This window comes from Streptomyces sp. NPDC017979 (assembly GCF_044328175.1).
GTDB lineage: Bacteria > Actinomycetota > Actinomycetes > Streptomycetales > Streptomycetaceae > Streptomyces.
Window position 1 is genome coordinate 39,814 of sequence record NZ_JBIRGU010000009.1, and the last position, 21,314, is coordinate 61,127.

Annotated in this window: 18 protein-coding genes and 1 tRNA gene; 5 read left to right on the forward strand and 14 right to left on the reverse strand. The window is 70.9% G+C overall.

Going from position 1 to position 21,314, the window contains the following annotated elements; all coding sequences use genetic code 11:
• Positions 1–228 precede the first annotated feature (228 nt).
• From ACH4E8_RS22515 to ACH4E8_RS22525, 3 genes are all read right to left on the reverse strand, one after another.
• Positions 229–1,104, reverse strand: a complete 876-nt coding sequence (locus ACH4E8_RS22515; RefSeq protein WP_398450868.1) for a cytochrome c biogenesis CcdA family protein — start codon at positions 1,102–1,104, stop codon at positions 229–231.
• On the reverse strand, positions 1,101–1,922 hold the full coding sequence (locus tag ACH4E8_RS22520; RefSeq protein ID WP_398450870.1) for a DsbA family protein: 822 nt from the start codon (positions 1,920–1,922) through the stop codon (positions 1,101–1,103). Before ACH4E8_RS22520 ends, ACH4E8_RS22515 begins: the two co-directional genes overlap by 4 nt.
• A gap of 176 nt (positions 1,923–2,098) precedes the next feature.
• Positions 2,099–2,503 (reverse strand): hypothetical protein, encoded by a 405-nt coding sequence (locus ACH4E8_RS22525; protein ID WP_398450872.1) that lies wholly within the window; start codon positions 2,501–2,503, stop codon positions 2,099–2,101.
• 224 nt (positions 2,504–2,727) lie between these two features.
• On the opposite strand from ACH4E8_RS22525, the gene hrpA reads away from it, so the two are divergent.
• From hrpA to ACH4E8_RS22540, 3 genes are all read left to right on the forward strand, one after another.
• On the forward strand, positions 2,728–6,672 hold the full coding sequence (hrpA, locus tag ACH4E8_RS22530) for an ATP-dependent RNA helicase HrpA (protein WP_398450874.1): 3,945 nt from the start codon (positions 2,728–2,730) through the stop codon (positions 6,670–6,672).
• A gap of 95 nt (positions 6,673–6,767) precedes the next feature.
• Positions 6,768–6,842: transfer RNA gene (locus ACH4E8_RS22535), tRNA-Asp, on the forward strand.
• Between the two features lie 644 nt (positions 6,843–7,486).
• Positions 7,487–7,720, forward strand: a complete 234-nt coding sequence (locus tag ACH4E8_RS22540) for a DUF6274 family protein (protein WP_398450876.1) — start codon at positions 7,487–7,489, stop codon at positions 7,718–7,720.
• A 360-nt stretch (positions 7,721–8,080) separates the two neighbouring features.
• Here the strand turns inward: ACH4E8_RS22540 and bldC are convergent, their stop codons facing one another.
• Together bldC and ACH4E8_RS22550 are read right to left on the reverse strand one after the other, a co-directional pair.
• The gene (gene bldC, locus ACH4E8_RS22545; protein ID WP_003949541.1) at positions 8,081–8,287 is read right to left on the reverse strand and encodes a developmental transcriptional regulator BldC; all 207 of its coding nucleotides are present in this window, start codon (positions 8,285–8,287) and stop codon (positions 8,081–8,083) included.
• A gap of 480 nt (positions 8,288–8,767) precedes the next feature.
• Positions 8,768–9,613: a hypothetical protein gene (locus ACH4E8_RS22550; protein WP_398450878.1), complete on the reverse strand. Its 846-nt coding sequence runs from the start codon at positions 9,611–9,613 to the stop codon at positions 8,768–8,770.
• Positions 9,614–9,778: 165 nt separating this feature from the next.
• Here ACH4E8_RS22550 and ACH4E8_RS22555 point away from each other — a divergent pair, with 165 nt between their 5' ends.
• Together ACH4E8_RS22555 and ACH4E8_RS22560 are read left to right on the forward strand one after the other, a co-directional pair.
• Complete coding sequence (locus ACH4E8_RS22555) at positions 9,779–10,888, forward strand: Leu/Phe/Val dehydrogenase (protein ID WP_398450880.1); 1,110 nt, start codon at positions 9,779–9,781, stop codon at positions 10,886–10,888.
• 282 nt (positions 10,889–11,170) lie between these two features.
• On the forward strand, positions 11,171–11,428 hold the full coding sequence (locus ACH4E8_RS22560) for a DUF3073 domain-containing protein (RefSeq protein ID WP_398450882.1): 258 nt from the start codon (positions 11,171–11,173) through the stop codon (positions 11,426–11,428).
• Between the two features lie 250 nt (positions 11,429–11,678).
• Here the strand turns inward: ACH4E8_RS22560 and purM are convergent, their stop codons facing one another.
• The 9 genes from purM to purS all read right to left on the reverse strand — a co-directional run bounded on the left by purM (position 11,679) and on the right by purS (position 20,968).
• On the reverse strand, positions 11,679–12,749 hold the full coding sequence (gene purM / locus ACH4E8_RS22565; protein ID WP_398450884.1) for a phosphoribosylformylglycinamidine cyclo-ligase: 1,071 nt from the start codon (positions 12,747–12,749) through the stop codon (positions 11,679–11,681).
• Between the two features lie 105 nt (positions 12,750–12,854).
• Positions 12,855–14,372: an amidophosphoribosyltransferase gene (gene purF, locus ACH4E8_RS22570; protein ID WP_398450886.1), complete on the reverse strand. Its 1,518-nt coding sequence runs from the start codon at positions 14,370–14,372 to the stop codon at positions 12,855–12,857.
• A 100-nt stretch (positions 14,373–14,472) separates the two neighbouring features.
• The gene (locus ACH4E8_RS22575) at positions 14,473–15,309 is read right to left on the reverse strand and encodes an META domain-containing protein (protein ID WP_398450888.1); all 837 of its coding nucleotides are present in this window, start codon (positions 15,307–15,309) and stop codon (positions 14,473–14,475) included.
• 106 nt (positions 15,310–15,415) lie between these two features.
• Positions 15,416–16,222 carry a sterol carrier family protein gene (locus ACH4E8_RS22580; RefSeq protein WP_398450889.1) on the reverse strand — a complete coding sequence of 269 codons (807 nt, stop codon included), beginning with the start codon at positions 16,220–16,222 and terminating at the stop codon, positions 15,416–15,418.
• Between the two features lie 9 nt (positions 16,223–16,231).
• Positions 16,232–17,101, reverse strand: coding sequence for a M23 family metallopeptidase (locus tag ACH4E8_RS22585; RefSeq protein ID WP_398450891.1), 870 nt, complete (start codon positions 17,099–17,101; stop codon positions 16,232–16,234).
• Positions 17,102–17,132: 31 nt separating this feature from the next.
• Complete coding sequence (locus tag ACH4E8_RS22590; protein WP_398450893.1) at positions 17,133–17,666, reverse strand: ArsR/SmtB family transcription factor; 534 nt, start codon at positions 17,664–17,666, stop codon at positions 17,133–17,135.
• Positions 17,667–17,787: 121 nt separating this feature from the next.
• Positions 17,788–20,043 (reverse strand): phosphoribosylformylglycinamidine synthase subunit PurL, encoded by a 2,256-nt coding sequence (gene purL / locus ACH4E8_RS22595; RefSeq protein ID WP_398450895.1) that lies wholly within the window; start codon positions 20,041–20,043, stop codon positions 17,788–17,790.
• Complete coding sequence (gene purQ / locus ACH4E8_RS22600) at positions 20,040–20,723, reverse strand: phosphoribosylformylglycinamidine synthase subunit PurQ (protein WP_398450897.1); 684 nt, start codon at positions 20,721–20,723, stop codon at positions 20,040–20,042. The genes purL and purQ overlap by 4 nt, the downstream gene beginning before the upstream one ends.
• A complete protein-coding gene (gene purS, locus ACH4E8_RS22605) occupies positions 20,720–20,968 on the reverse strand; it encodes a phosphoribosylformylglycinamidine synthase subunit PurS (RefSeq protein WP_006348228.1) in 249 nt (82 codons plus the stop codon). The genes purQ and purS overlap by 4 nt, the downstream gene beginning before the upstream one ends.
• Positions 20,969–21,314: the final 346 nt, after the last annotated feature.

The window sequence follows — 21,314 nt, forward strand, 5'->3', positions numbered from 1 at the left end:
GGCGTGGGGGCGGACCCCCAGCGCCGCCTGTTTCGCTGACCCCGTCATGTGCCTGCGGGCTGAGGCGGAGGTGTTTAGGGCGCTGGGGGTCCCCCCGTCCCCGCAGGGCACAGGGGGCGGAACTGCGCGAACAGCCCACCAGCGGGCCGCGGAGACGAACACGCCCGCAGGGAAGCCGAGGATCCGTCCAGACGGGCGCAGCAACGCGCGGGGCGCGGTGGACGCGCCCTAGGACTCCTCCGCCGAGGCGGACGCAGTCGTGGCCGCAGGCGTGGGCTCCGGCGCGTCGGAAACCCGGCGCCAGCCGCGGATCGCGAGGATCACCGCGACCACGGCCACCACCCCCACCAGCAGCACCCAGTCGGGCACCGCCGTGCCGACCTCGCTCGCCCACTGCTCCGCGGCGAAGGAGTTGTCGACGGAGACCAGCCCGGGCAGGGCCGTGGCGCCGTCGAAGACCAGGAAGAGGGTGCCGAGCAGCACGAAGAAGAGGCCCGACAGCAGCGACGTGGTGTGCAGTTGGAAGCGGCCGACGGCAAGTCCGCGGCCCCGCAGCCAGCGCCGCTTGCCCAGGTCGAAGCGGTCCCACAGCAGCGCCAGGAAGAACAGCGGCACCGCCATGCCCAGCGCGTACACGGCGAGCAGCAGCCCCCCGTAGACCGGGCTGCCGCTGAACGCCGAGACGGTCAGGACGCTGCCGAGGATCGGCCCGGCGCAGAAACCGGCGAAGCCGTAGACCAGGCCGAGGGCGTAGACGGGGGCGGCCGTGGTGGGCCGGATTCGGCCGGAAACGGCCGAAAGGCGACGGGAGGCGAAGCCCAGCCCCAGGACCTGGGCCACGCCGAGGGCGATGATCAGCCAGCCGCCGACGGACACCAGCAGGTCGCGGTTGCCGTAGAAGAAGCGGCTGGCGTACGACCCGGCGACGCCGAGCGGTACGAGGGTGGTCGCGAGCCCCGCGTAGAAGATCCCGGTACGGGCCAGCAGTCGGCCCGTCGAGTCCAGCGAGTACGCGAAGAAGGCCGGCAGCAGCAGTGCGCTACAGGGGCTGATCAGGGCGAGGAGGCCGCCGAGGAAGGCGGCCAGGTAGCCGATCTCGGTCATCGTCCGGCCGGCTCCTTCGCGTCCCCGCCGTCCGCGCCGGCGCCCTGGGGCCGCTTGCCGCCCGCGGCCTTCAGCGCCGCGTCGATGGCGTCGGTGAAGGTCTCCTTCGGCTGGGCGCCCGCGATCGGCCGGCCGTTGATCAGGAAGGACGGCGTGGAGGTCGCGCCCAGGCCGTACGCCTCGTCCTGGTCCCGCTTCACGGACGCCTTCGCCGCCTCGCTGTCCAGGTCCTTCGCGAACCGCTCCAGGTCGGGCACGCCGGCCTCCTCGGCCAGCGCCTTCACGCGCTCGACGGAGAAGCCCTTCTCCTTGGCTCCCTTGGCGTACCCGGCCGCGTGGAACTGCCAGAACTTGCCCTGCTGGGCCGCCGCCCAGGCCCCGCGCGCCGCGTTCTCGGAGGGCTCGCCGAAGATCGGGAAGTTGCGCCACTCGATGCGCAGGGTGCCCGCGTCGACGTACTTCTTGATCAGCTCGGGCTCGGTGTCCCGGGCGAACTTCCCGCAGAAGCCGCACTGGAAGTCGGCGTACTCGACCATCACGACGGGCGCGTCCGCCCGGCCGATCGCGAGCCCGTCCTTGGCGTCGCGCCGGGCCAGCTTCTCCAGTTCGGGGTAGGCCCCGGACTGCGGGTCCACGGTGACCTCGGCGGCCGGGCCCGAGGTGGAGTTCGCGCCGGACGCCTTGGGCGCGGAGGCGGCGTCATCGGGACGGGTGGCGGTGTACGAGGCGAGGCCGAGCAGCAGCGCGGCGACCGCCACGCCCGCGCCGATGAACAGCGGCTTCCGATTGCGCTTGGACGAAGACTTGGGCGAAGACATGGGTGGGTGCTCCTGAGTCCTGTGACGACGGGCCCGTGACGACGAGCCGTGGCGACGAGAGGGAAGTCAACGGGTGCGGAAAGGGACGGACGGGAAGGCCGGGACCGCGCGGAGCACGCAGGGTGAAATCCCTACGAACCTCACAGAACGGTCACTCACCGGCATGACTTCCCGGCCTACACGCGCACGATCGACAGTTCCTCCGGAGAGGGGGGCGCGGGCGGCGGCGGGCGGCCGTCCGGCAGCACCCCGGGCACCACCTGACTCATGCCCTGGTCCCAGGTCGCGCAGTGGGTGACGTACGGCGCCGGCGGCGGCTCGTGCGCGACGGACCCGCGCGGCGGCGCCGCGGGCTGCGCGCCCCGGTCGCCGTCCGGGGAGCCCTTGCCGCACCCCGGCGCCTGGTCGAGCGCGGTCAGCACCGCCCCGGCGACCACGCCGTGGTCACCGGAGGCGGGCGCGGGCGGTGCCGGCGGCGGGCAGAAGGCCAGCAGCGCCGCCACGACCAGCCCCAGCAGCGCGAACGCGGACGCCGCCGACAGACGGGACCGGCTGCGGTCTCGGCTGAACGGCGGCGGCATGGGCGCGCGGTCCCTTCGTACGGAAGGACGGGCATCGGAACACGGGCATCGAAGCACGAGCATCAGTGCACGGGCACGGGCACGGGCACGGGCACGGGCACGGGAACACGGACATCGGAACACACTGATGATCCGCGTTGATGATCCGCTCCATACTGCACTACCCGCCCGCGGGCGAAATGCGCTCGCCCTCGGTTTCCCGGGGGTGCGATGCTTAAGACCGTATGTCTACTTCTTCCTTCGCCGATCTCCAGACGCTGCTGGCCGGGGCCTCGCTGCGCGACGCCCACCGGCTGGGCCGACGTCTCGAAGGCGCCCGCCGCATCCGCAAGCCCGAGGCGCGGCAGGCCGTGCTGGACGAGATCGCCGTGGAGGCGGAGAAGGCCGCGGCCCGCACCGGCGCCCGGGCCGCCCGGGTGCCCGCCGTCACGTACCCGGAACAGCTCCCGGTCAGCCAGAAGAAGGACGAGATCCTGGCGGCGATACGGGACCACCAGGTCGTGATCGTCGCCGGCGAGACCGGCTCCGGCAAGACGACGCAGATCCCCAAGATCTGTCTGGAGCTCGGGCGCGGCGTGCGCGGCATGATCGGGCACACCCAGCCGCGGCGGATCGCGGCCCGCACGGTCGCCGAACGCGTCGCCGACGAGCTGCGCACCCCGCTCGGCGAGGCCGTCGGCTGGAAGGTCCGCTTCACGGACCAGGTCGACCAGGACGCGACGTTCGTCAAGCTGATGACGGACGGCATCCTGCTCGCCGAGGTCCAGACCGACCGCGAGCTGCGCGCCTACGACACGATCATCATCGACGAGGCGCACGAGCGGTCGCTGAACATCGACTTCCTCCTCGGCTACCTGGCGCAACTGCTGCCCAAGCGGCCGGACCTGAAGGTGGTCATCACCTCCGCGACGATCGACCCGGAGCGCTTCTCCCGGCACTTCGGCGACGCCCCGATCGTCGAGGTCAGCGGCCGTACGTATCCGGTCGAGGTGCGCTACAGACCGCTGCTGGAGGAGGACTCGTCCGACAGCGACCGGGACCAGATCACCGCGATCTGCGACGCGGTCGAGGAGCTCCAGGGCCAGGGCAAGGGGGACATCCTCGTCTTCCTCTCCGGCGAGCGCGAGATCCGCGACACCGCGGACGCGCTCAACAAGAAGCAGTACCGCTTCACCGAGGTGCTGCCGCTGTACGCGCGGCTGTCGCACGCCGAGCAGCACCGGGTCTTCCAGCCGCACACCGGCCGCAGGATCGTTCTGGCGACGAACGTCGCCGAGACCTCGCTGACCGTCCCCGGCATCAAGTACGTGATCGACCCAGGCACCGCCCGGATCTCCCGCTACAGCCACCGCACCAAGGTCCAGCGGCTGCCCATCGAACGGATCAGCCAGGCCAGCGCCAACCAGCGCAAGGGCCGCTGCGGCCGCACCTCCGACGGCATCTGCATCCGGCTGTACTCCGAGGACGACTTCGACGCCCGCCCCGAGTTCACCGACGCCGAGATCCTGCGGACGAACCTGGCGTCGGTCATCCTCCAGATGACGGCGGCCGGGCTCGGCGACATCGAGAAGTTCCCCTTCATCGACCCGCCGGACCACCGCAACATCCGCGACGGCGTACAGCTCCTCCAGGAGCTGGGCGCCTTCGATCCGGCGCAGAAGGACCCCCGCAAGAAGCTCACCCAGCTCGGGCGGCAGCTCTCCCAGCTCCCGGTGGACCCGCGGCTGGCCCGGATGGTCGTCGAGGCGGACAAGAACGGCTGCGTGCGCGAGGTGATGGTGATCGCCGCCGCGCTCTCCATCCAGGACCCGCGCGAGCGCCCCGCGGACAAGCAGACCCAGGCGGACCAGCAGCACGCCCGCTTCAAGGACGAGACGTCCGACTTCCTCGCCTTCCTGAACCTGTGGCGGTACGTCCGCGAACAGCAGAAGGAACGCGGCTCCTCCAGCTTCCGCCGGATGTGCAAGCAGGAGTACCTGAACTTCCTGCGCATCCGCGAGTGGCAGGACATCTACGCACAGCTCCGCCAGGTCGCCCGCTCCATGGGCATCCACGTCAACGAGGAGGACGGCCCGGAGGCCAGCGTGCACGTCTCGCTGCTGGCCGGGCTGCTGTCGCACGTCGGCCTGAAGGACGCAGATGCGAAGAACGAGTACCTGGGCGCGCGCGGCGCCAAGTTCGCCGTCTTCCCCGGCTCCGCGCTCTTCAAGAAGCCGCCGCGGCTGGTGATGTCCGCGGAGCTGGTGGAGACCAGCCGGCTGTGGGCGCGGGTGAACGCCAAGATCGAACCCGAGTGGATCGAACCCCTCGCCCAGCACCTGCTCAAGCGCACCTACAGCGAGCCGCACTGGGAGAAGGACCAGGCGGCGGTGATGGCGTACGAGAAGGTCACGCTGTACGGCGTGCCGATCGTCGCCCAGCGCAAGGTGAACTACGGCCGGATCGACCCCGAGACCTCCCGGGACCTCTTCATCCGCAACGCCCTCGTCGAGGGCGACTGGCGCACCCACCACAAGTTCTTCGCGGACAACCGCAAGCTGCTCACCGAGGTCGAGGAGCTGGAGCACCGGGCCCGCCGCCGCGACATCCTGGTGGACGACGAGACCCTCTTCGACTTCTACGACGAGCGGGTGCCCGCGCACGTCGTCTCCGGCGCGCACTTCGACTCCTGGTGGAAGCACAAGCGCCGGGACGAGCCCGAACTGCTCGACTTCGAGCGCGAGATGCTCATCAACGAGAAGGCGGGCGCGGTCACCAAGGACGACTATCCGGACTCCTGGCGGCAGGGCCGGCTGAAGTTCCGGGTGACGTACCAGTTCGAGCCGGGCGCGGACGCCGACGGCGTCACCGTGCACGTACCGCTCCAGGTGCTGAACCAGGTCACCGACGAGGGCTTCGACTGGCAGATCCCGGGACTGCGCGAGGAGGTCGTCACCGAGCTGATCCGCGCCCTGCCGAAGCCGGTGCGCCGGCACTACGTGCCGGCGCCGAACTTCGCGAAGGCGTTCCTGGACGGGGCCGTGCCGCTCCAGGAGCCGCTGACGGTGACTCTGGCGCGCGAGTTGCACCGGATGGTCGGGGTGCCGGTGCACCCGGACGACTTCGACCTGTCGAAGGTCCCGGACCACCTGAAGATCACCTTCCGGATCGTCGACGAGCGGCGCCGCAAGCTCGCCGAGGCGAAGGACCTGGAGACGCTACGGGTCCAACTGCGCCCCAAGGCCCGTCAGGCGCTCTCCAAGGCCGCGGCGGCGACCGCGGGTCCCTCGGGCGAGTCCATCGAGCGCACGGGCCTCACGGACTGGTCCATCGGCTCCCTGAGCAAGGTCTTCGAGACCCGGCGGGCGGGCCAGCCCGTGAAGGCGTACCCGGCGCTCGTCGACGACGGGGCCGGCGGCACCGGCAAGGACACCGTCTCCGTGCGCCTCTTCGACACGGAGGCGGAGCAGCGCACCGCGATGTGGCAGGGCACGCGGCGGCTGATCCTGCGCAACATCCCGGTGAACCCGGCGAAGTTCGCCTCCGACAAGCTCACCAACCAGCAGAAGCTGGCCCTCTCCAGCAATCCGCACGGCTCCATCCAGGCCCTCTTCGACGACTGCGCGACGGCGGCGGCGGACCGGCTGATCGCGGACCACGGCGGGCCGGCGTGGGACGAGGAGTCCTACCGCAAGCTGTACGACTCCGTGCGCGCCGACCTCGTCGACACCACGGTCCGCACGGTGGCGCAGGTGCAGCAGGTCCTGGCGGCCTGGCAGGCGTGCGAACGCCGGCTCAAGGCCACCACCAGCCCGGCGCTGCTCTCGAACGTCCAGGACGTCCGCCGGCAGGTCGACGCTCTCGTGCCGCCCGGCTTCGTCACCCTGACCGGCCTGCGCCGGCTGCCCGACCTGATGCGCTACCTCGTCGCCGTCGACCGCCGCCTCCAGCAGATGCCGTCGGGGGTGCAGCGGGACACCACGCGAATGCAGAAGGTCCACGAGATGCAGGACGAGTACGCGTGGCTGCTGGAGCAACTGCCGCAGGGGCGGCCGGTGCCGCAGGCGGTGCGGGACATCCGCTGGATGATCGAGGAGCTGCGGGTCAGCTACTTCGCGCACGCGCTGGGGACGGCGTACCCCGTCTCCGACAAGCGGATCGTGAAGGCGATCGACGCGGCGGCGCCGTGACCATGCGGTCACGCTGAGCGAGTTCGACCGCTGGGCGGGTGCTGCTGTAGAGTCTCTTCTCGCAGCCCAGCGCACGAATCGGAGCTGCGAAACCTGGTCCTGTGGAGCAGTTTGGAGTGCTCGCCACCCTGTCAAGGTGGAGGCCGCGGGTTCAAATCCCGTCAGGACCGCGCGTAGTTAATGAAGGGCCCGCACCTCTTTGAGGCGGCGGGCCCTTCGTCGTGGGCCGATGCCGGTGGTCGCATCCCCTGCGGGTGCCACTGCCCCTGGCGGGGCGCCTTGCGGTCCGTCTTCGACCCCCGGGCCAGCGCCGTGCCCCCTGCGGGCGCGTCGGCCTCCGCGGCCGACTGGTGAGCTGTTCGCGCAGTTGGTCCCCCCTGCGGCCACGGTGGCACCCTCGGCGCCCCTGAACCCGCTCGCCATGGCCCTGCCCACTGGCGGGCCCGTCCCACCCCTGGACACCACCGCCGTAGCCCTGCGGGCGCGTTGGCCTCCGCGGCCCGCTGGCGGGCCTGCCGCACCGCTGGACACCACCGCCGTAGCAGTCGGGTCAGTTCGGTCCCTGCGGCCCGGTGGTGCGAGAAACCCACCAGCGGGGCGGCACAAGGCAACGTGCCCGCAGGGCCATGGCGAGTGGGTTCAGGGGCGCTGAGGGTGCCACCGTGGCCGCAGGGCGCAGGGGGAGGAACTGCGCGAACAGCTCACCAGCCGGCCGCGGAGGCCAACCCGCCCAGAGGGGCGAGGTCGTGGAAAAGTGCGGGGGGCGTTGACGGGGGCGTGGGGGGACGGTACCCATCTACGTGAGGTGGTCGGGATGGCGGCGAGTACCACGGCACCAGCACGCAAGGTCAAGGCACTGCTGCGCGCGCACCTCGCCGCCGCAGCCCGCGCCCGCGGCTACCGGCATCTGACGGGCCGCTGTCCCGCCTGTCGGCACCTCCAGCGCCTCGCCTGCGAGTCCGCCGACCCCCTGGAGCAAACGGCGGCCCCCGAGCAACCCGCCACCGTGCCACGCAGCACGCAGGACGAAGGTCCCGGCACTGAGTGACTTCGGGCCGATTCCATCCCGTTCGCGAAGTGACACGCTGGACGTTGGCAAGGGTTGCAGCATGTGACGGGTGTCACCGTATAGGTTTTGATAACCCGGGTTTTTAGCCCCCGCTTACGAGCGACCAATTTAATATGTGCAATTGCACTCCCCCTCGCACTCCCTCCGGCACGCCTCCCCGGCCCGCACAAAAGGAATCGCGCTGGACCCGGCGGAGTCCAGCGCGATCAACGACTCACGACCCGTTGGGGCGGATCCTGCGTCAAGTGGAGCCATGGGGTGGGCTGCACCGGGATGGGGGTCCCGGAATCGCCCGGATCCGGCGGGAGCGGACCGAGGTCCAACCCACCGGTACGAGGCTTACGCCTCGCTGCGCTGCTGCGGAATGCCCGCCAGCAGGGCGCGTACCTCTGCTTCGCGGTACCGGCGATGTCCACCGAGCGTGCGGATGGACGTGAGCTTGCCTGCCTTGGCCCAGCGGGTCACCGTCTTCGGGTCCACGCGGAACATCGTGGCGACCTCAGCCGGGGTCAACAGCGGCTCAGCATCAGGGGTGCGAGCGGTCATGAGCGGCCTCCTCGGGAGAACCGAACCTTCTCGGTTCATTCCTCTAAATTCTGCACCTTGACCCGCGTTGCCCGAAATGGCGGATGCGGGTCGAGTCGGTTATAGGACGAACGGCTTGTCCTCGGCACTACAACTACACCATCTGTCCAGCCACGTCGGCCAAACCGTTGGAATTGCCCTCCGAGGTGTTCATCAGCGGCGGAAGCCCGATGGACCATGCCATAGCGGACAGTCACGCCACAGTGACGATCAGTCACAGAGCGACCAGGAGCCACCAGACCCCCCATAGAGCACAATGCCGAGCGTTCCGCCCATACTTGGGCGGAAGGAACCCTCCCCGGACTCCTTGTCCTATTTTGACACGAGGGTAGGCGTTGGGCGCAAGGGCCCAGATAGTGCACTCCGTCACGCTTGGCGCAAAAGCCCGGATCGGGACTAAGGGCCTGTCTCGGGAAAGGCTTCAATCATCCACAAAAACGCTCAGTTTGCGAACTGCAGCCCTTTCACGGCTCGCCAGCGGTCCACGAGCCGGGCGTACGCCTCGCTCGCGCCCTCGTCGTCGCCGGAGCTCAGGGCCGCGATGCCGGCCGCCACATCCGCCGCGGAGTGGTCCTCGGCGAGCTGCGCCCCGCTCACCGCGTGCACCAGCCCGCCGTAGTCCAGTTCGACCAGCGAGCGCGGATGGAACTCCTCCAGCCACTTGCCCACGTCCACCAGGCCCGACGTCAGCGGGCCCGAGTCCTCGGAGTCCCGCAGCGCCTTCAGCGTCCGGGCGATCCGGCGTCGGGCCTGCACCATCGGCGTGCGGTAGCGCAGCACAGGCTCGCCCGACGGGCCGCCGGCCGGCTCGTACTCCCGCTCCTCGTCGGAGAAGAGCGTGAACCAGCGCACCGGCACCTGCCAGATCGCGGACCTGATCCACGGCCGGGCGTCCGGGTTCCGTTCCCGCCAGCGCTCCCAGTCCGCCGCGGCCTGCCCGCGGACCACCGGCGGCAGCACCGCGTCCAGCAGCGGCGCCGGCAACTGCGTCACCAACTCCTCCAAGGCCAGCCAGCCCCGCAGCCGGGTGCGCCAGGGGCAGACGCACACCACGCCGTCCACCTCGACGACGAAGGCGTCCCCACTCTCGTGCACGGGCACGGGGACCGGCGGGGTGGGCAGCAAGTCCGCCAGGGAGCGGCGCAGTTCGTCCTGGGCGGTCAGGGTCCCGCCACGGGCCGCGTAACGCGCCCAGTGGGCCCGCTCCGGCTCCGGGAAGGCCGCGAGGGGCTCGTAGACCCGCAGGTAGGTCGCGTAGGGCACGATCATCGAGGACACCGCAGGCATACCGGGAATCCTTCCACGCGGCGGGCCCCGCGCACCCCTCAGCCGGGTGATCCTGGGCACTGGGCCTGATCTTCGCCCGCCGAGGACTTACGCTCGTCCCACACTGGGGGACTTCCCCCCACCCCCGGGAAGTCCACCGCCGCTTCGTACTCGGGAGTCACCACAGTGACCGACTTGACCGGCTCCTCCGCTCACGTGCTGCACACCCTCTTCCGATCGGACCAGGGCGGCCACGAGCAGGTAGTGCTCTGCCAGGACCGCGCGTCCGGCCTCAAAGCCGTGATCGCCATCCACTCGACCGCCCTCGGCCCGGCCCTCGGCGGCACCCGCTTCTACCCCTACGCCTCGGAGGAGGAAGCCGTCGCCGACGCGCTGAACCTCTCCCGGGGCATGTCGTACAAGAACGCCATGGCCGGCCTCGACCACGGCGGCGGCAAGGCGGTCATCATCGGTGACCCGCAGACGCTGAAGTCCGAGGAACTGCTGCTCGCCTACGGACGGTTCGTGGACTCGCTCGGCGGGCGCTACGTCACCGCCTGTGACGTCGGCACCTACGTGGCCGACATGGACGTGGTCGCCCGCGCCACCCGCTGGGCCACCGGCCGCTCCCCCGAGAACGGCGGCGCCGGCGACTCCTCCGTGCTCACCGCGTACGGCGTCTTCCAAGGCATGCGCGCCAGCGCCCAGCACCTGTGGGGCACCCCCGAGCTGCGCGGGCGCCGGGTCGGGATCGCGGGCGTCGGGAAGGTGGGTCATCACCTGGTGAACCACCTCGTGGAGGACGGCGCGGAGGTCGTGATCACGGACGTGCGGGACGACTCCGTGCGCCGGGTCCTGGACCGGCACGCCGGCACCGCCCGGGTCACCGCCGTCGCGGACACCGCAGCGCTGATCCGGACCGAGGGGCTGGACGTGTACGCGCCGTGTGCGCTCGGCGGGGCGCTGGACGACGCCACCGTGCCCGTGCTCACCGCCGCCGTGGTGTGCGGCGCGGCCAACAACCAGCTCGCCCACCCCGGCGTCGAGAAGGACCTGGCGGACCGGGGGATCCTGTACGCCCCGGACTACGTGGTGAACTCCGGCGGCGTCATCCAGGTCGCCGACGAACTGCACGGATTCGACTTCGACCGGTGCAAGGCGAAGGCGGCCAGGATCTTCGACACCACGCTGGCAATATTCGCACGTGCAAATGAAGAGGGCGTTCCGCCGGCCGTCGCGGCCGACCGGATCGCGGAGCAGCGCATGTCGGACGCCCGACGCGTGTCCGACAGCTGAGACGGGACGGGGCGCATCCCCCGCCTTCCGGCGAGACGAGACTCACCCGGAAGGCGGGGCGCAGGCCAAGAAGAGGTTAATATCGCAGGTGACCAGCGAGGACGGGGCGCCTCGCAGGTCCTGTGACGTGGCACGTCATGCGGGCGGCGTACCGTATGGCCGCGGAAGCAGGTACCGTTGAAGCCCTACGGGCCGGATCTCTCAGACGGGAGTCCGTTCCGCATCATGAACGCGTGTCAAGACTCTGGGGCCGTCGAGCCCCGTCACCGAGGGGGTCGAGCCATGGGGCGCGGCCGGGCCAAGGCCAAGCAAGCAAAGGTCGCCCGCCAGCTGAAGTACAACAGCGGCGCGGGCACTGACCTGTCGCGACTGGCCAATGAGCTGGGCGCATCGACTTCGAGCCAGCCGCCGAACGCGGAGCCGTTCGAGGACGATGAGGACGACGACGACCCGTACGCACGGTACGCGGAGCTGTACAACGACGACGGGGACGAGGACGAAGAGTCCGGCCCCGCGTCGCAGCAGCGCCGCGGCGCTTGACGTCGTCCTGACCCTTTGACGTCGCACTGACGACCACCGACCCGGTCCCGGGGTGAGCCCCCGGACCGGGTTTCTGTGCTGTCCGGACCCGTGTTCGGTCCGTTCGGTCCCGGGCATCGGCCTGCGTTCCGTCCCCGGGGCGGGCCCAGGTCCGGGCCCGGCGGGCGGCAGTCTTCGACCGCCGCCCCGACCGCCCGGATCACCGTGCTCATCGCCGGTTCCGCCGCCGTCCCGTCGTCCGCCGCTGCCGTCAGGCCGCGTGGTCGCCGACGAGTTCGGCGCCCGTGGTCCGGTCGCCGCGTTCGACGATCTCGCCCGCCACCCAGGAGTCCACGCCCCGGTCCGCGAGCAGGGTGAGCGCCGCTTCCACCGAGTCCTGCGGCACGACGGCGATCATGCCGATGCCCATGTTCAGCGTCTTCTCCAGCTCCAGGCGCTCGACCCGACCGGCCCGGCCGACGAGGTCGAAGACCGCGGACGGCGTCCAGGTGGAGCGGTCGACGACGGCGTGCAGCCCGTCCGGTACGACCCGGGCGAGGTTGTTCGCCAGACCGCCGCCGGTGACGTGGCTGAAGGCGTGCGTCTCGACGGTCCTGATCAGCGCCAGGCAGTCCAGCGAGTAGATCCGGGTCGGTTCCAGCAGCTCTTCGCCGAGGGTGCGGCCCAGTTCGTCCACGTGCTGTTCGAGCGCCATGCCGGCGCGGTCCAGCAGCACGTGCCGGACCAGTGAGTACCCGTTGGAGTGAAGCCCGGAGGAGGCCATGGCGATCACCGCGTCACCCTTACGGATGCGATCGGCGCCCAGCACGCGGTCGGCCTCCACCACGCCCGTGCCGGCGCCGGCGACGTCGAAGTCGTCCGCGCCCAGCAGTCCGGGGTGCTCGGCGGTCTCGCCGCCGACCAGTGCGCAGCCGGCGAGGACGCAGCCCTCGGCGATGCCCTTGACGATGGCGGCGACCCGCTCGGGGTGGACCTTGCCGACGCAGATGTAGTCGGTCATGAACAGCGGCTCGGCGCCGCACACGACGATGTCGTCCACGACCATGCCGACGAGGTCGTGCCCGATGGTGTCGTACACGCCCAGCTTGCGGGCGAGGTCGACCTTGGTACCGACGCCGTCCGTGGCGGACGCCAGCAGCGGGCGCTCGTACCGCTTGAGGGCGGAGGCGTCGAAGAGCCCGGCGAAGCCGCCGATGCCGCCGAGGACCTCGGGGCGGCGGGACTTCTTGACCCACTCCTTCATCAGCTCGACGGCGCGGTCGCCGGCCTCGATGTCGACGCCCGCGGACGCGTAGCTGGCACCGGTGGACTCAGTGGTCATGACGGGAAGGACTTTCTGATCGGCGCGGTCGGCGCGGTCTGCTCGGGGCGTTCCGCGCGTCGGCTCGTCGGCTCGTTCCGCACGTCGGCCCGCTCTGCGCGGTCGTCACGGACGGCGGAGCGCGTCGGCGGCGTCGGCGCCGCCCGCGAGCTCGGTTTCGAGGAGCTGCTTGCCGAGCAGCTCGGGGTCGGGCAGCGCCATCGGGTACTCACCGTCGAAGCAGGCCCGGCAGAGGTTCGGCTTGGCGATCGTGGTCGCCTCGATCATGCCGTCGATGGAGATGTAGGCGAGCGAGTCCGCGCCCAGGGAGGTGCCGATCTCCTCGATCGTCATCCCGTTGGCGATCAGCTCCGCGCGGGTGGCGAAGTCGATGCCGAAGAAGCAGGGCCACTTCACCGGCGGGGACGAGATCCGGACGTGGACCTCGGCGGCGCCGGCCTCGCGGAGCATCTTGACCAGGGCGCGCTGGGTGTTGCCGCGGACGATCGAGTCGTCCACGACGACCAGGCGCTTGCCCCGGATGACTTCCTTGAGCGGGTTCAGCTTCAGCCGGATGCCCAGCTGGCGGATGGTCTGCGAGGGCTGGATGAAGGTGCGGCCGACGTAGGCGTTCTTGACGAGACCGGAGCCGTACGGGATGCCGCTGGCCTCGGCGTAACCGACGGCGGCGGGGGTGCCGGACTCCGGAGTCGCTATCACCAGGTCGGCGTCGGCGGGTGCTTCCTTGGCCAATTTCCGGCCCATCTCCACCCGGGAGAGATAGACGTTCCGGCCGGCGATGTCGGTGTCCGGACGGGCCAGGTACACATACTCGAAGACACAGCCCTTGGGCTTCGCAGCTGCGAATCGGGAGGTGCGGAGGCCGTTCTCGTCGATGGCGATCAGCTCGCCGGGCTCGATCTCGCGCACGTAGGAGGCGCCGCAGATGTCGAGTGCGGCGGTCTCGCTGGCGATGACCCAGCCCCGGTCCAGCCGGCCGAGGACCAGCGGGCGGATGCCCTGCGGGTCGCGGGCCGCGTACAGGGTGCCCTCGTCCATGAAGACGAGGGAGAAGGCGCCCTGGACGTCCGGGAGGATCCGGGCGGCGGCGGCTTCGATCGACAGCGGCTTGCCGTCGTCGTCGACCTGGCCCGCGAGCAGCGCGGTCACCAGGTCGGTGTCGTTGGTGGCGGCGACCTGGGTGGCCCGTCCGTCCTGGCGGGGCAGCTCGGCGACGAGCTTCGCCAGTTCGGCGGTGTTGACCAGGTTGCCGTTGTGGCCGAGGGCGATGGAGCCGTTGGCCGTGGCCCGGAAGGTGGGCTGCGCGTTCTCCCAGACGGAGGCGCCGGTCGTCGAGTAACGCGCGTGACCGACGGCGATGTGTCCCTTGAGGGAGCCGAGCGAGGTCTCGTCGAAGACCTGGGAGACGAGGCCCATGTCCTTGAAGACGAGGATCTGGGAGCCGTTGCTCACCGCGATGCCCGCGGATTCCTGGCCCCGATGTTGGAGGGCGTAGAGCCCGAAGTAAGTGAGCTTGGCGACCTCTTCTCCGGGAGCCCAGACCCCGAAGACGCCACACGCGTCCTGGGGGCCTTTCTCACCGGGGAGCAGATCGTGATTGAGTCGACCGTCACCACGTGGCACGGCACCGAGTGTAGGCGAGATCGACCACTGGTCCGAATTGGGGATGGCTCTTACTGCGCCGGAGTGGCCGGAGACACCCCCCGACCACCTGCGGCGGGGATCAGGGCGCGGTGGCGGTCAGGCCGGTGCCGGCGGGGCCGCGCAGGGTCAGTCCGTGCGACCTGACCTCGTACGAGACCTGGCCGGTGAGGACCTTCAGCAGATGCTGTTCGACCTTGTTGCGGTCGCCCTCGCACAGCATCTTGGTGCTGGCCAGCGGCCCGATGTTGACCGTCGCTCCGGACCTCTTCACCGGGGCGGTGAAGGTGTTGCAGCCGAGCTTGCCGCGGACCGTGCCGTCCTTGGTGAAGACGAGTTCGGCGGCGCCTTCGGCGCCGGCCGGCATGGAGGCCGCGGTCTCCCCGGTGACCAGGGAGTTCACCGTCCAGGTGGTGCCGGTGAAGGGGAGGATCTTGGACGCGCCGGTGTCGCGGCTGAGCATGAGGGTGCCGCCCTTCTTCCCCCCGCTGTCGCCCTGGGTGAGCGTGGCCGTCTTGCGGTCGGCGGACATCTCGATCGAGACCCGGTCGGCGAGGGTCGACTGCATCGCCGCCTCGAACCGCGAGACGTCGGCGGCGCAGCCCATCGCGGTGGACTCGAAGCCCTTCATGACGAGGACGTCGCCCTTCAGCTCCACGTCGGCGCCGAAGTTGTTGCAGCCGTAGTTCCCCTCCAGCCGGTCGTCCTTCTTCAGGAAGACGTTCGCGCCGTCGGGGGCGGGGATGGTCGTGCCGTCGACGGTGACGCTGTCGACGTTCCAGCGCACGCCCTGGATGGTCACCTCGTCGGGCTCTCCCGGTGCCCCTGGGTCGCCGGTGCCACCGGTGCCGTCCTTGCCGCAGGCGGCGAGGGTCAGGAGCGTGAGGACGGTCGCGGGGATGAGCAGCAGCCTTCGCATGTCCTTGGGACGGCGGAGCGGCTTGACCGGTTCCCGTCATTTTCCTGGAGCCGCCGCCGGGCGCACCGCCCGGGCCGTACGACCTGGCTCCCGCCGCCCGTACGGCTCAGCCGAGGAGCGGCAGCAGCGCGGAGAGGTCGGCGCGCTCGCCGCTGGCGCTGACCTGGGCGTCGTCGACGGCGTCGGCCCAGGCGGTGCGTCCGGTGGCGAGCCGGATCCAGGTCAGCGGGTCGGTCTCGACGACGTTCGGCGGGGTGCCGCGGGTGTGCCGGGGGCCCTCGACGCACTGGACGACCGCGAACGGCGGGACGCGCACCTCCACGGAGCCCCCGGGCGCCGCCGTCGCGAGCGCGTCGAGCAGCAGCCGGGTGCAGGCGGCGAGGGCCCCGCGGTCGTACGGCACGGGCCCGGCGTCGCGCCCCGCGGCCAGCGCGTCGTTCAGGTCGTCGGTGTGCACGATCAGCTCGACGGTGCGGGTGACGAGGAGGTCGGCGAAGCGCAGGGCGCCGAGGCGGGTGGTGACCGGGCGGTCGTCGGGCGTGGCCGCGAGGGTGCGGGCGAGGTCGTCGGCGGTACGGGCGTACAGCTCGCCGAGGGGCCCCCGGGCGACCAGTTCGCGGGTGTCGTCGTCGACCGCCTGCGCATGGGCGCGGTTGGCGGACGGCCAGCGCTCCAGGGCGAGTTCGGGCCCGGTCGGCGCGGGCGCCTCGGCGCCGCGCACCACGCAGGTCGCCGCCATCGCGAGGTGCCCGGCCAACTCGCGCACGGTCCAGGCGCCGAGCCTGGTGGGCAGGGCGAGTTGTTCGGGGGTGAGGGCGTCGACGGCCGTGCGCACGTGGTCGAACTGGGCGAGCACCGCGGCTCGGGTCTTCGCTGGGTCGTAGCTGCGGGTGCGCTTCTTGGCCGGTGGCATGGGCTGAGGTTAGACGCTGTCCGGGGTGGCGGCGGTCGGCGCGGGCTCGGCGGTACGGACCGGGGGCGTGAAGTGTTCGCCGGTCGCGGGCAGGCCCACGCCCCGCCAGCGGAAGGGCAGGCCCCGCGCGGTGTCCACGTCGGGCCCGGCCATGAGCTGGAAGTGCAGGTGCGGCTCGGAGGAGTTGCCGGAGTTGCCGCACTCGGCGAGCTGCTGGCCGGCCGTGACGCGGTCGCCGGCCCGCACCCGCAGGGAGCCCCGCTTGAGGTGGGCGTACGCCGCGTGCGTACCGTCGCCGAGGTCCAGGATCACGCGGTTGCCGAAGACGGTGGGGTAGCCGCCGAGCATCCGCAGGACGCCCTCCAGCGTCATCAAGTAGACGAGCATCGGCCACGAGGTGCGGCTCAGGTGGTCGCGCTGGCCGTCGGAGGCGTGCACGACGGTGGCGTCGGCGACCGCGTACAGCGGGACGCCGAAGCTGGGGTACTCGCTCGGCTTGCGGGCCAGGGGCCACCACGGCGAGAACGGGGGCCGCTCGGGGCCGCCCTCCGGCTCGGCGATGACGTCGATGGCGTACGTCTGACCGAACCCGTGGGTGCCGTGGCTCGGGACCTTGTCGGCCGGGCTGTTGTGCGCCAGCCAGCGGCCGGTGAACGGCGCCTCGACCTCGATCGGGTCGGGGTCCGGCACGGCGCGGCGCTCGGCGCGCATCGCGTACGCACGGACCGCGTCCATGGCGACGAGCAGCAGGCCGGGAGCCACCACGGGCAGGACGGGGAGGTCGAAGACGAAGCCGAGGGCCACCACGAAGAGGGCGGAGGGCCAGCAGACCCGGCTGATCAGCGCCATCACCTGGCGCGTGCGTACGGACAACCTCATGGTGTCGCTCCCCCTGGAGTCGGTTCCTGCCTTACGGTCGCGCCGTCGTCAGGGCCACCAGCAGCGGGACGACCCGCACCGGCGGCACCTCGTACTGCCCGCGGACGGCGGTGTGCAGCCAGCCGACGGCGGTGAGCTGGCGCAGGTGGTGATAGATCTGGCCGGTGGTGCCGAGCCCTTCCAGCTCGGCCAGCTCCGCCGCGGTCCGGCGTCCGCCGAGCACCTCGCGCAGCAGCCGCAGCCGGACCGGGTGCCCGAGCGCGGCGAAGGCGTCGGCCGCATCGGCCCAGTGCGCGGCGAGCAGCGTCGGCGTCCGCTCCCCCCACTGCCACTCGTAGCGCTCCCCCGTCGGCAGGCGCACGGACCCGGTGAAGACCACCGCCCCGTCCTCCCCTCCGTCGAGCCCGGACAGTTGCCGCTTGAGCCCTTGGAGGGCCCACAGGGGCTCGTCGAGCTCGTCGGCGGGCGGCGGGCCGTCAGGCGCTGACGCGTCGGCGGCCGACCGCTCGGCCTCCAGGGCGTCCAGCCGTCGTTCCAGCTCGACCACCCGCTGTTCCAGATCCATCGCACACCAATCTACGTAGTTACGTAATTCCTTGCAAGCGGCTGGTCGGACAACGCGACGGGCCCCCGTCCGCACCGAGTGCGGACGGGGGCCCGAAGGACCGCTCAGAGCCGGGAACGGATCACACCAGCAGACCGGGGATGGTCTCCTCGTGCGCCGTGCGCAGCTCGGCCAGCGGAAGCGTGAACTCGCCCTGGACGTCGACCGCGTCGCCGTCGACCACGCCGATCCGCGTCACGGGCAGCCCGCGGGCGCCGCACATGTCGGTGAAGCGCAGCTCCTCGCTCCGCGGCACCGACACGACCGCGCGCCCCGCGGACTCGCTGAACAGGAACGTGAAGGCGTCCAGGCCGTCGGGGACGACCAGCCGCGCGCCCTTGCCGCCGCGCAGGCACGACTCCACGACCGCCTGCACCAGACCGCCGTCGGACAGGTCGTGCGCCGCGTCGACCATGCCGTCGCGGGAGGCGGAGATCAGGATCTCGGCGAGCAGCCGCTCCCGGTCCAGGTCCACGGCCGGCGGCAGCCCGCCGAGGTGGTCGTGGACGACCTGCGACCAGGCCGAGCCGCCGAACTCCTCCTTCGTCTCCCCGAGGAGGTACAGGAGCTGCCCCTCCTCGGCGAACGCCATCGGGGTGCGCCGGGTCACGTCGTCGATCACACCGAGGACGGCGACGACCGGCGTCGGGTGGATCGCGGTCTCCCCCGTCTGGTTGTAGAGGGAGACGTTGCCGCCGGTGACCGGGGTGCCCAGGTGCAGACAGGCGTCGGCGAGACCGCGGGTGGCCTCCGCGAACTGCCACATCACGCCCGGGTCCTCGGGCGAGCCGAAGTTCAGGCAGTCGGAGACCGCGAGCGGCTTGGCTCCGGTGGCGGCGACGTTGCGGTACGCCTCCGCCAGCGCGAGCTGCGCGCCCGCGTACGGGTCGAGCTTGGCGTACCGGCCGTTGCCGTCGGTGGCCAGGGCGACGCCGAGGTTGGTCTCCTCGTCGATCCGGACCACGCCCGCGTCCTCGGGCTGGGCGAGGACCGTGTTGCCCTGCACGAAGCGGTCGTACTGGTCGGTGATCCACGCCTTCGACGCCTGGTTCGGCGAGGCCACCAGCTTCAGGACCTGCTCGCGCAGCTCGTCCCCGGTCTTGGGGCGGGGCAGCGCACCGGCGTCGTCGGCCTGGAGCGCGTCCTGCCACTCGGGACGGGCGTACGGGCGCTCGTAGACCGGGCCCTCGTGCGCGACGGTGCGCGGCGGGACGTCCACGATCTGCTCGCCGTGCCAGAAGATCTCCAGCCGCTCGCCCTCGGTCACCTCACCGATCACGGTGGCGATGACGTCCCACTTCTCGCAGATCTCCAGGAAGCGGTCGACCTTGTCGGGCTCGACGATCGCGCACATGCGCTCCTGCGACTCGCTCATGAGGATCTCCTCGGGCGAGAGCGTCGCGTCGCGCAGCGGCACGGAGTCCAGCTCGACGCGCATGCCGCCGGAGCCGGCGCTCGCCAGCTCGCTGGTGGCGCAGGACAACCCGGCGCCGCCGAGGTCCTGGATGCCCGCGACCAGCTTCTCCGCGAAGATCTCCAGGGTGCACTCGATGAGCAGCTTCTCCTGGAAGGGGTCGCCGACCTGGACGGCGGGGCGCTTGGCCGGGCCGGTGTCCTCGAAGGTCTCCGAGGCGAGCACGGAGACGCCGCCGATGCCGTCGCCGCCGGTGCGGGCGCCGTAGAGGATGACCTTGTTGCCCGGCCCGGAAGCCTTGGCGAGGTGGATGTCCTCGTGCTTCATCACGCCGATGCAGCCGGCGTTCACCAGGGGGTTGCCCTGGTAGCAGGGGTCGAAGACGACCTCGCCGCCGATGTTCGGCAGGCCCAGGCAGTTGCCGTAGCCGCCGATGCCGGCGACGACGCCGGGCAGCACCCGGCGGGTGTCGGGGTGGTCCGCGGCACCGAAGCGCAGCGGGTCGACGACGGCGACCGGGCGGGCGCCCATCGCGAGGATGTCGCGGACGATGCCGCCGACGCCGGTGGCCGCGCCCTGGTAGGGCTCGATGTACGAGGGGTGGTTGTGCGACTCGACCTTGAAGGTCACCGCGTACCCCTGGCCGACGTCGACGACGCCCGCGTTCTCGCCGATGCCGACGAGCATGGCGTCGTTCTCGGGCGCCTTCTCGCCGAACTGCTTCAGGTGCACCTTGCTGGACTTGTACGAGCAGTGCTCGGACCACATGACCGAGTACATCGCCAGCTCGGCGCCGGTCGGCCGGCGGCCCAGGATCTCGCGGATCCGGGCGTACTCGTCCTCCTTGAGGCCGAGCTCGGCCCAGGGCTGCTCGGCTTCGGGCGTCCCCTCGGCGTGCTTGACCGTGTCGAGGTTCTTGCTCACTGGGTGACCACCAGCTTCTTGATGACCGACGTGAAGAACGGGAGGCCGTCGGTGCGGCCGGTGCCGATCAGGGGCTCGACGGCGTGCTCGGGGTGCGGCATCAGACCGACCACGTTGCCCGCGGCGTTGGTGATTCCCGCGATGTCCCGCAGCGAGCCGTTCGGATTGGTGTCGAGGTAGCGGAAGGCCACCCGGCCCTCCGCCTCCAACTCGTCCAGCACCCGCTCGTCGGCGACGTACCGTCCGTCGATGTTCTTCAGGGGTACGGAGATCTCCTGGCCGTCGGCGTAGTCGGCGGTCCAGGCCGTGCCGGCGTTCTCCACCCGCAGCTTCTGGTCGCGGCAGACGAAGTGCAGGTGGTTGTTGCGGAGCATGGCGCCCGGCAGCAGATGCGACTCGGTGAGGATCTGGAAGCCATTGCAGATCCCGAGCACCGGCATGCCCGCCCGGGCCTGCTCGATGATCGTCTCCATCACCGGGGAGAACCGGGAAATGGCGCCGGCGCGCAGATAGTCGCCGTACGAGAAGCCACCGGCGAGGACGACGGCGTCCACTTGGTGGAGATCTTTGTCACGGTGCCACAGCGACACGGGCTCGGCGCCGGCGAGGCGCACCGCCCGGAGGCTGTCCCGGTCGTCGAGCGTGCCGGGGAAAGTGACGACTCCGATACGAGTTGTCACGACTCGTCTACCTTTACAACGAAGTCTTCGATGACGGTGTTGGCGAGGAAGGTCTCGGCCATCTCGTGGATACGGGCGAGGGCGGCGTCGTCGACCGGCCCCTCGACCTCCAACTCGAAACGCTTTCCCTGACGTACGTCCGCGATGCCGTCGAATCCGAGGCGGGGCAGTGCGCGCTGCACCGCCTGTCCCTGCGGGTCGAGGATCTCGGGCTTGAGCATGACGTCGACTACGACGCGTGCCACGGGCACTCCCGGGGTGATGTGGTGCGAAGGCGGTTCCCTCAGCGTACCCGGCCAAAAAATCTACCCGCGTAGATATCTCGGCTGCGCAACAGGGAACACAGAAGGCGTCAGACGTCGAAAATCCGGGAGAATATCCCGGACGTCTTTGCCCGCACCACGACCGACCGCATCACGGGACGCGCGGATAATTGCATGGGCTTCACAATGGGCCGCCCGCCGCTGTACAAAGGAATGCGTAACCCTCATTGCCGAAAAGTCGGCATCGCCACCACCGGCGCCGGGGACGGAACCGGCGGCTGGCCTTCCGTGCCCTATGGGCCGGGTGATACCGCGGGAAAGGACCGAT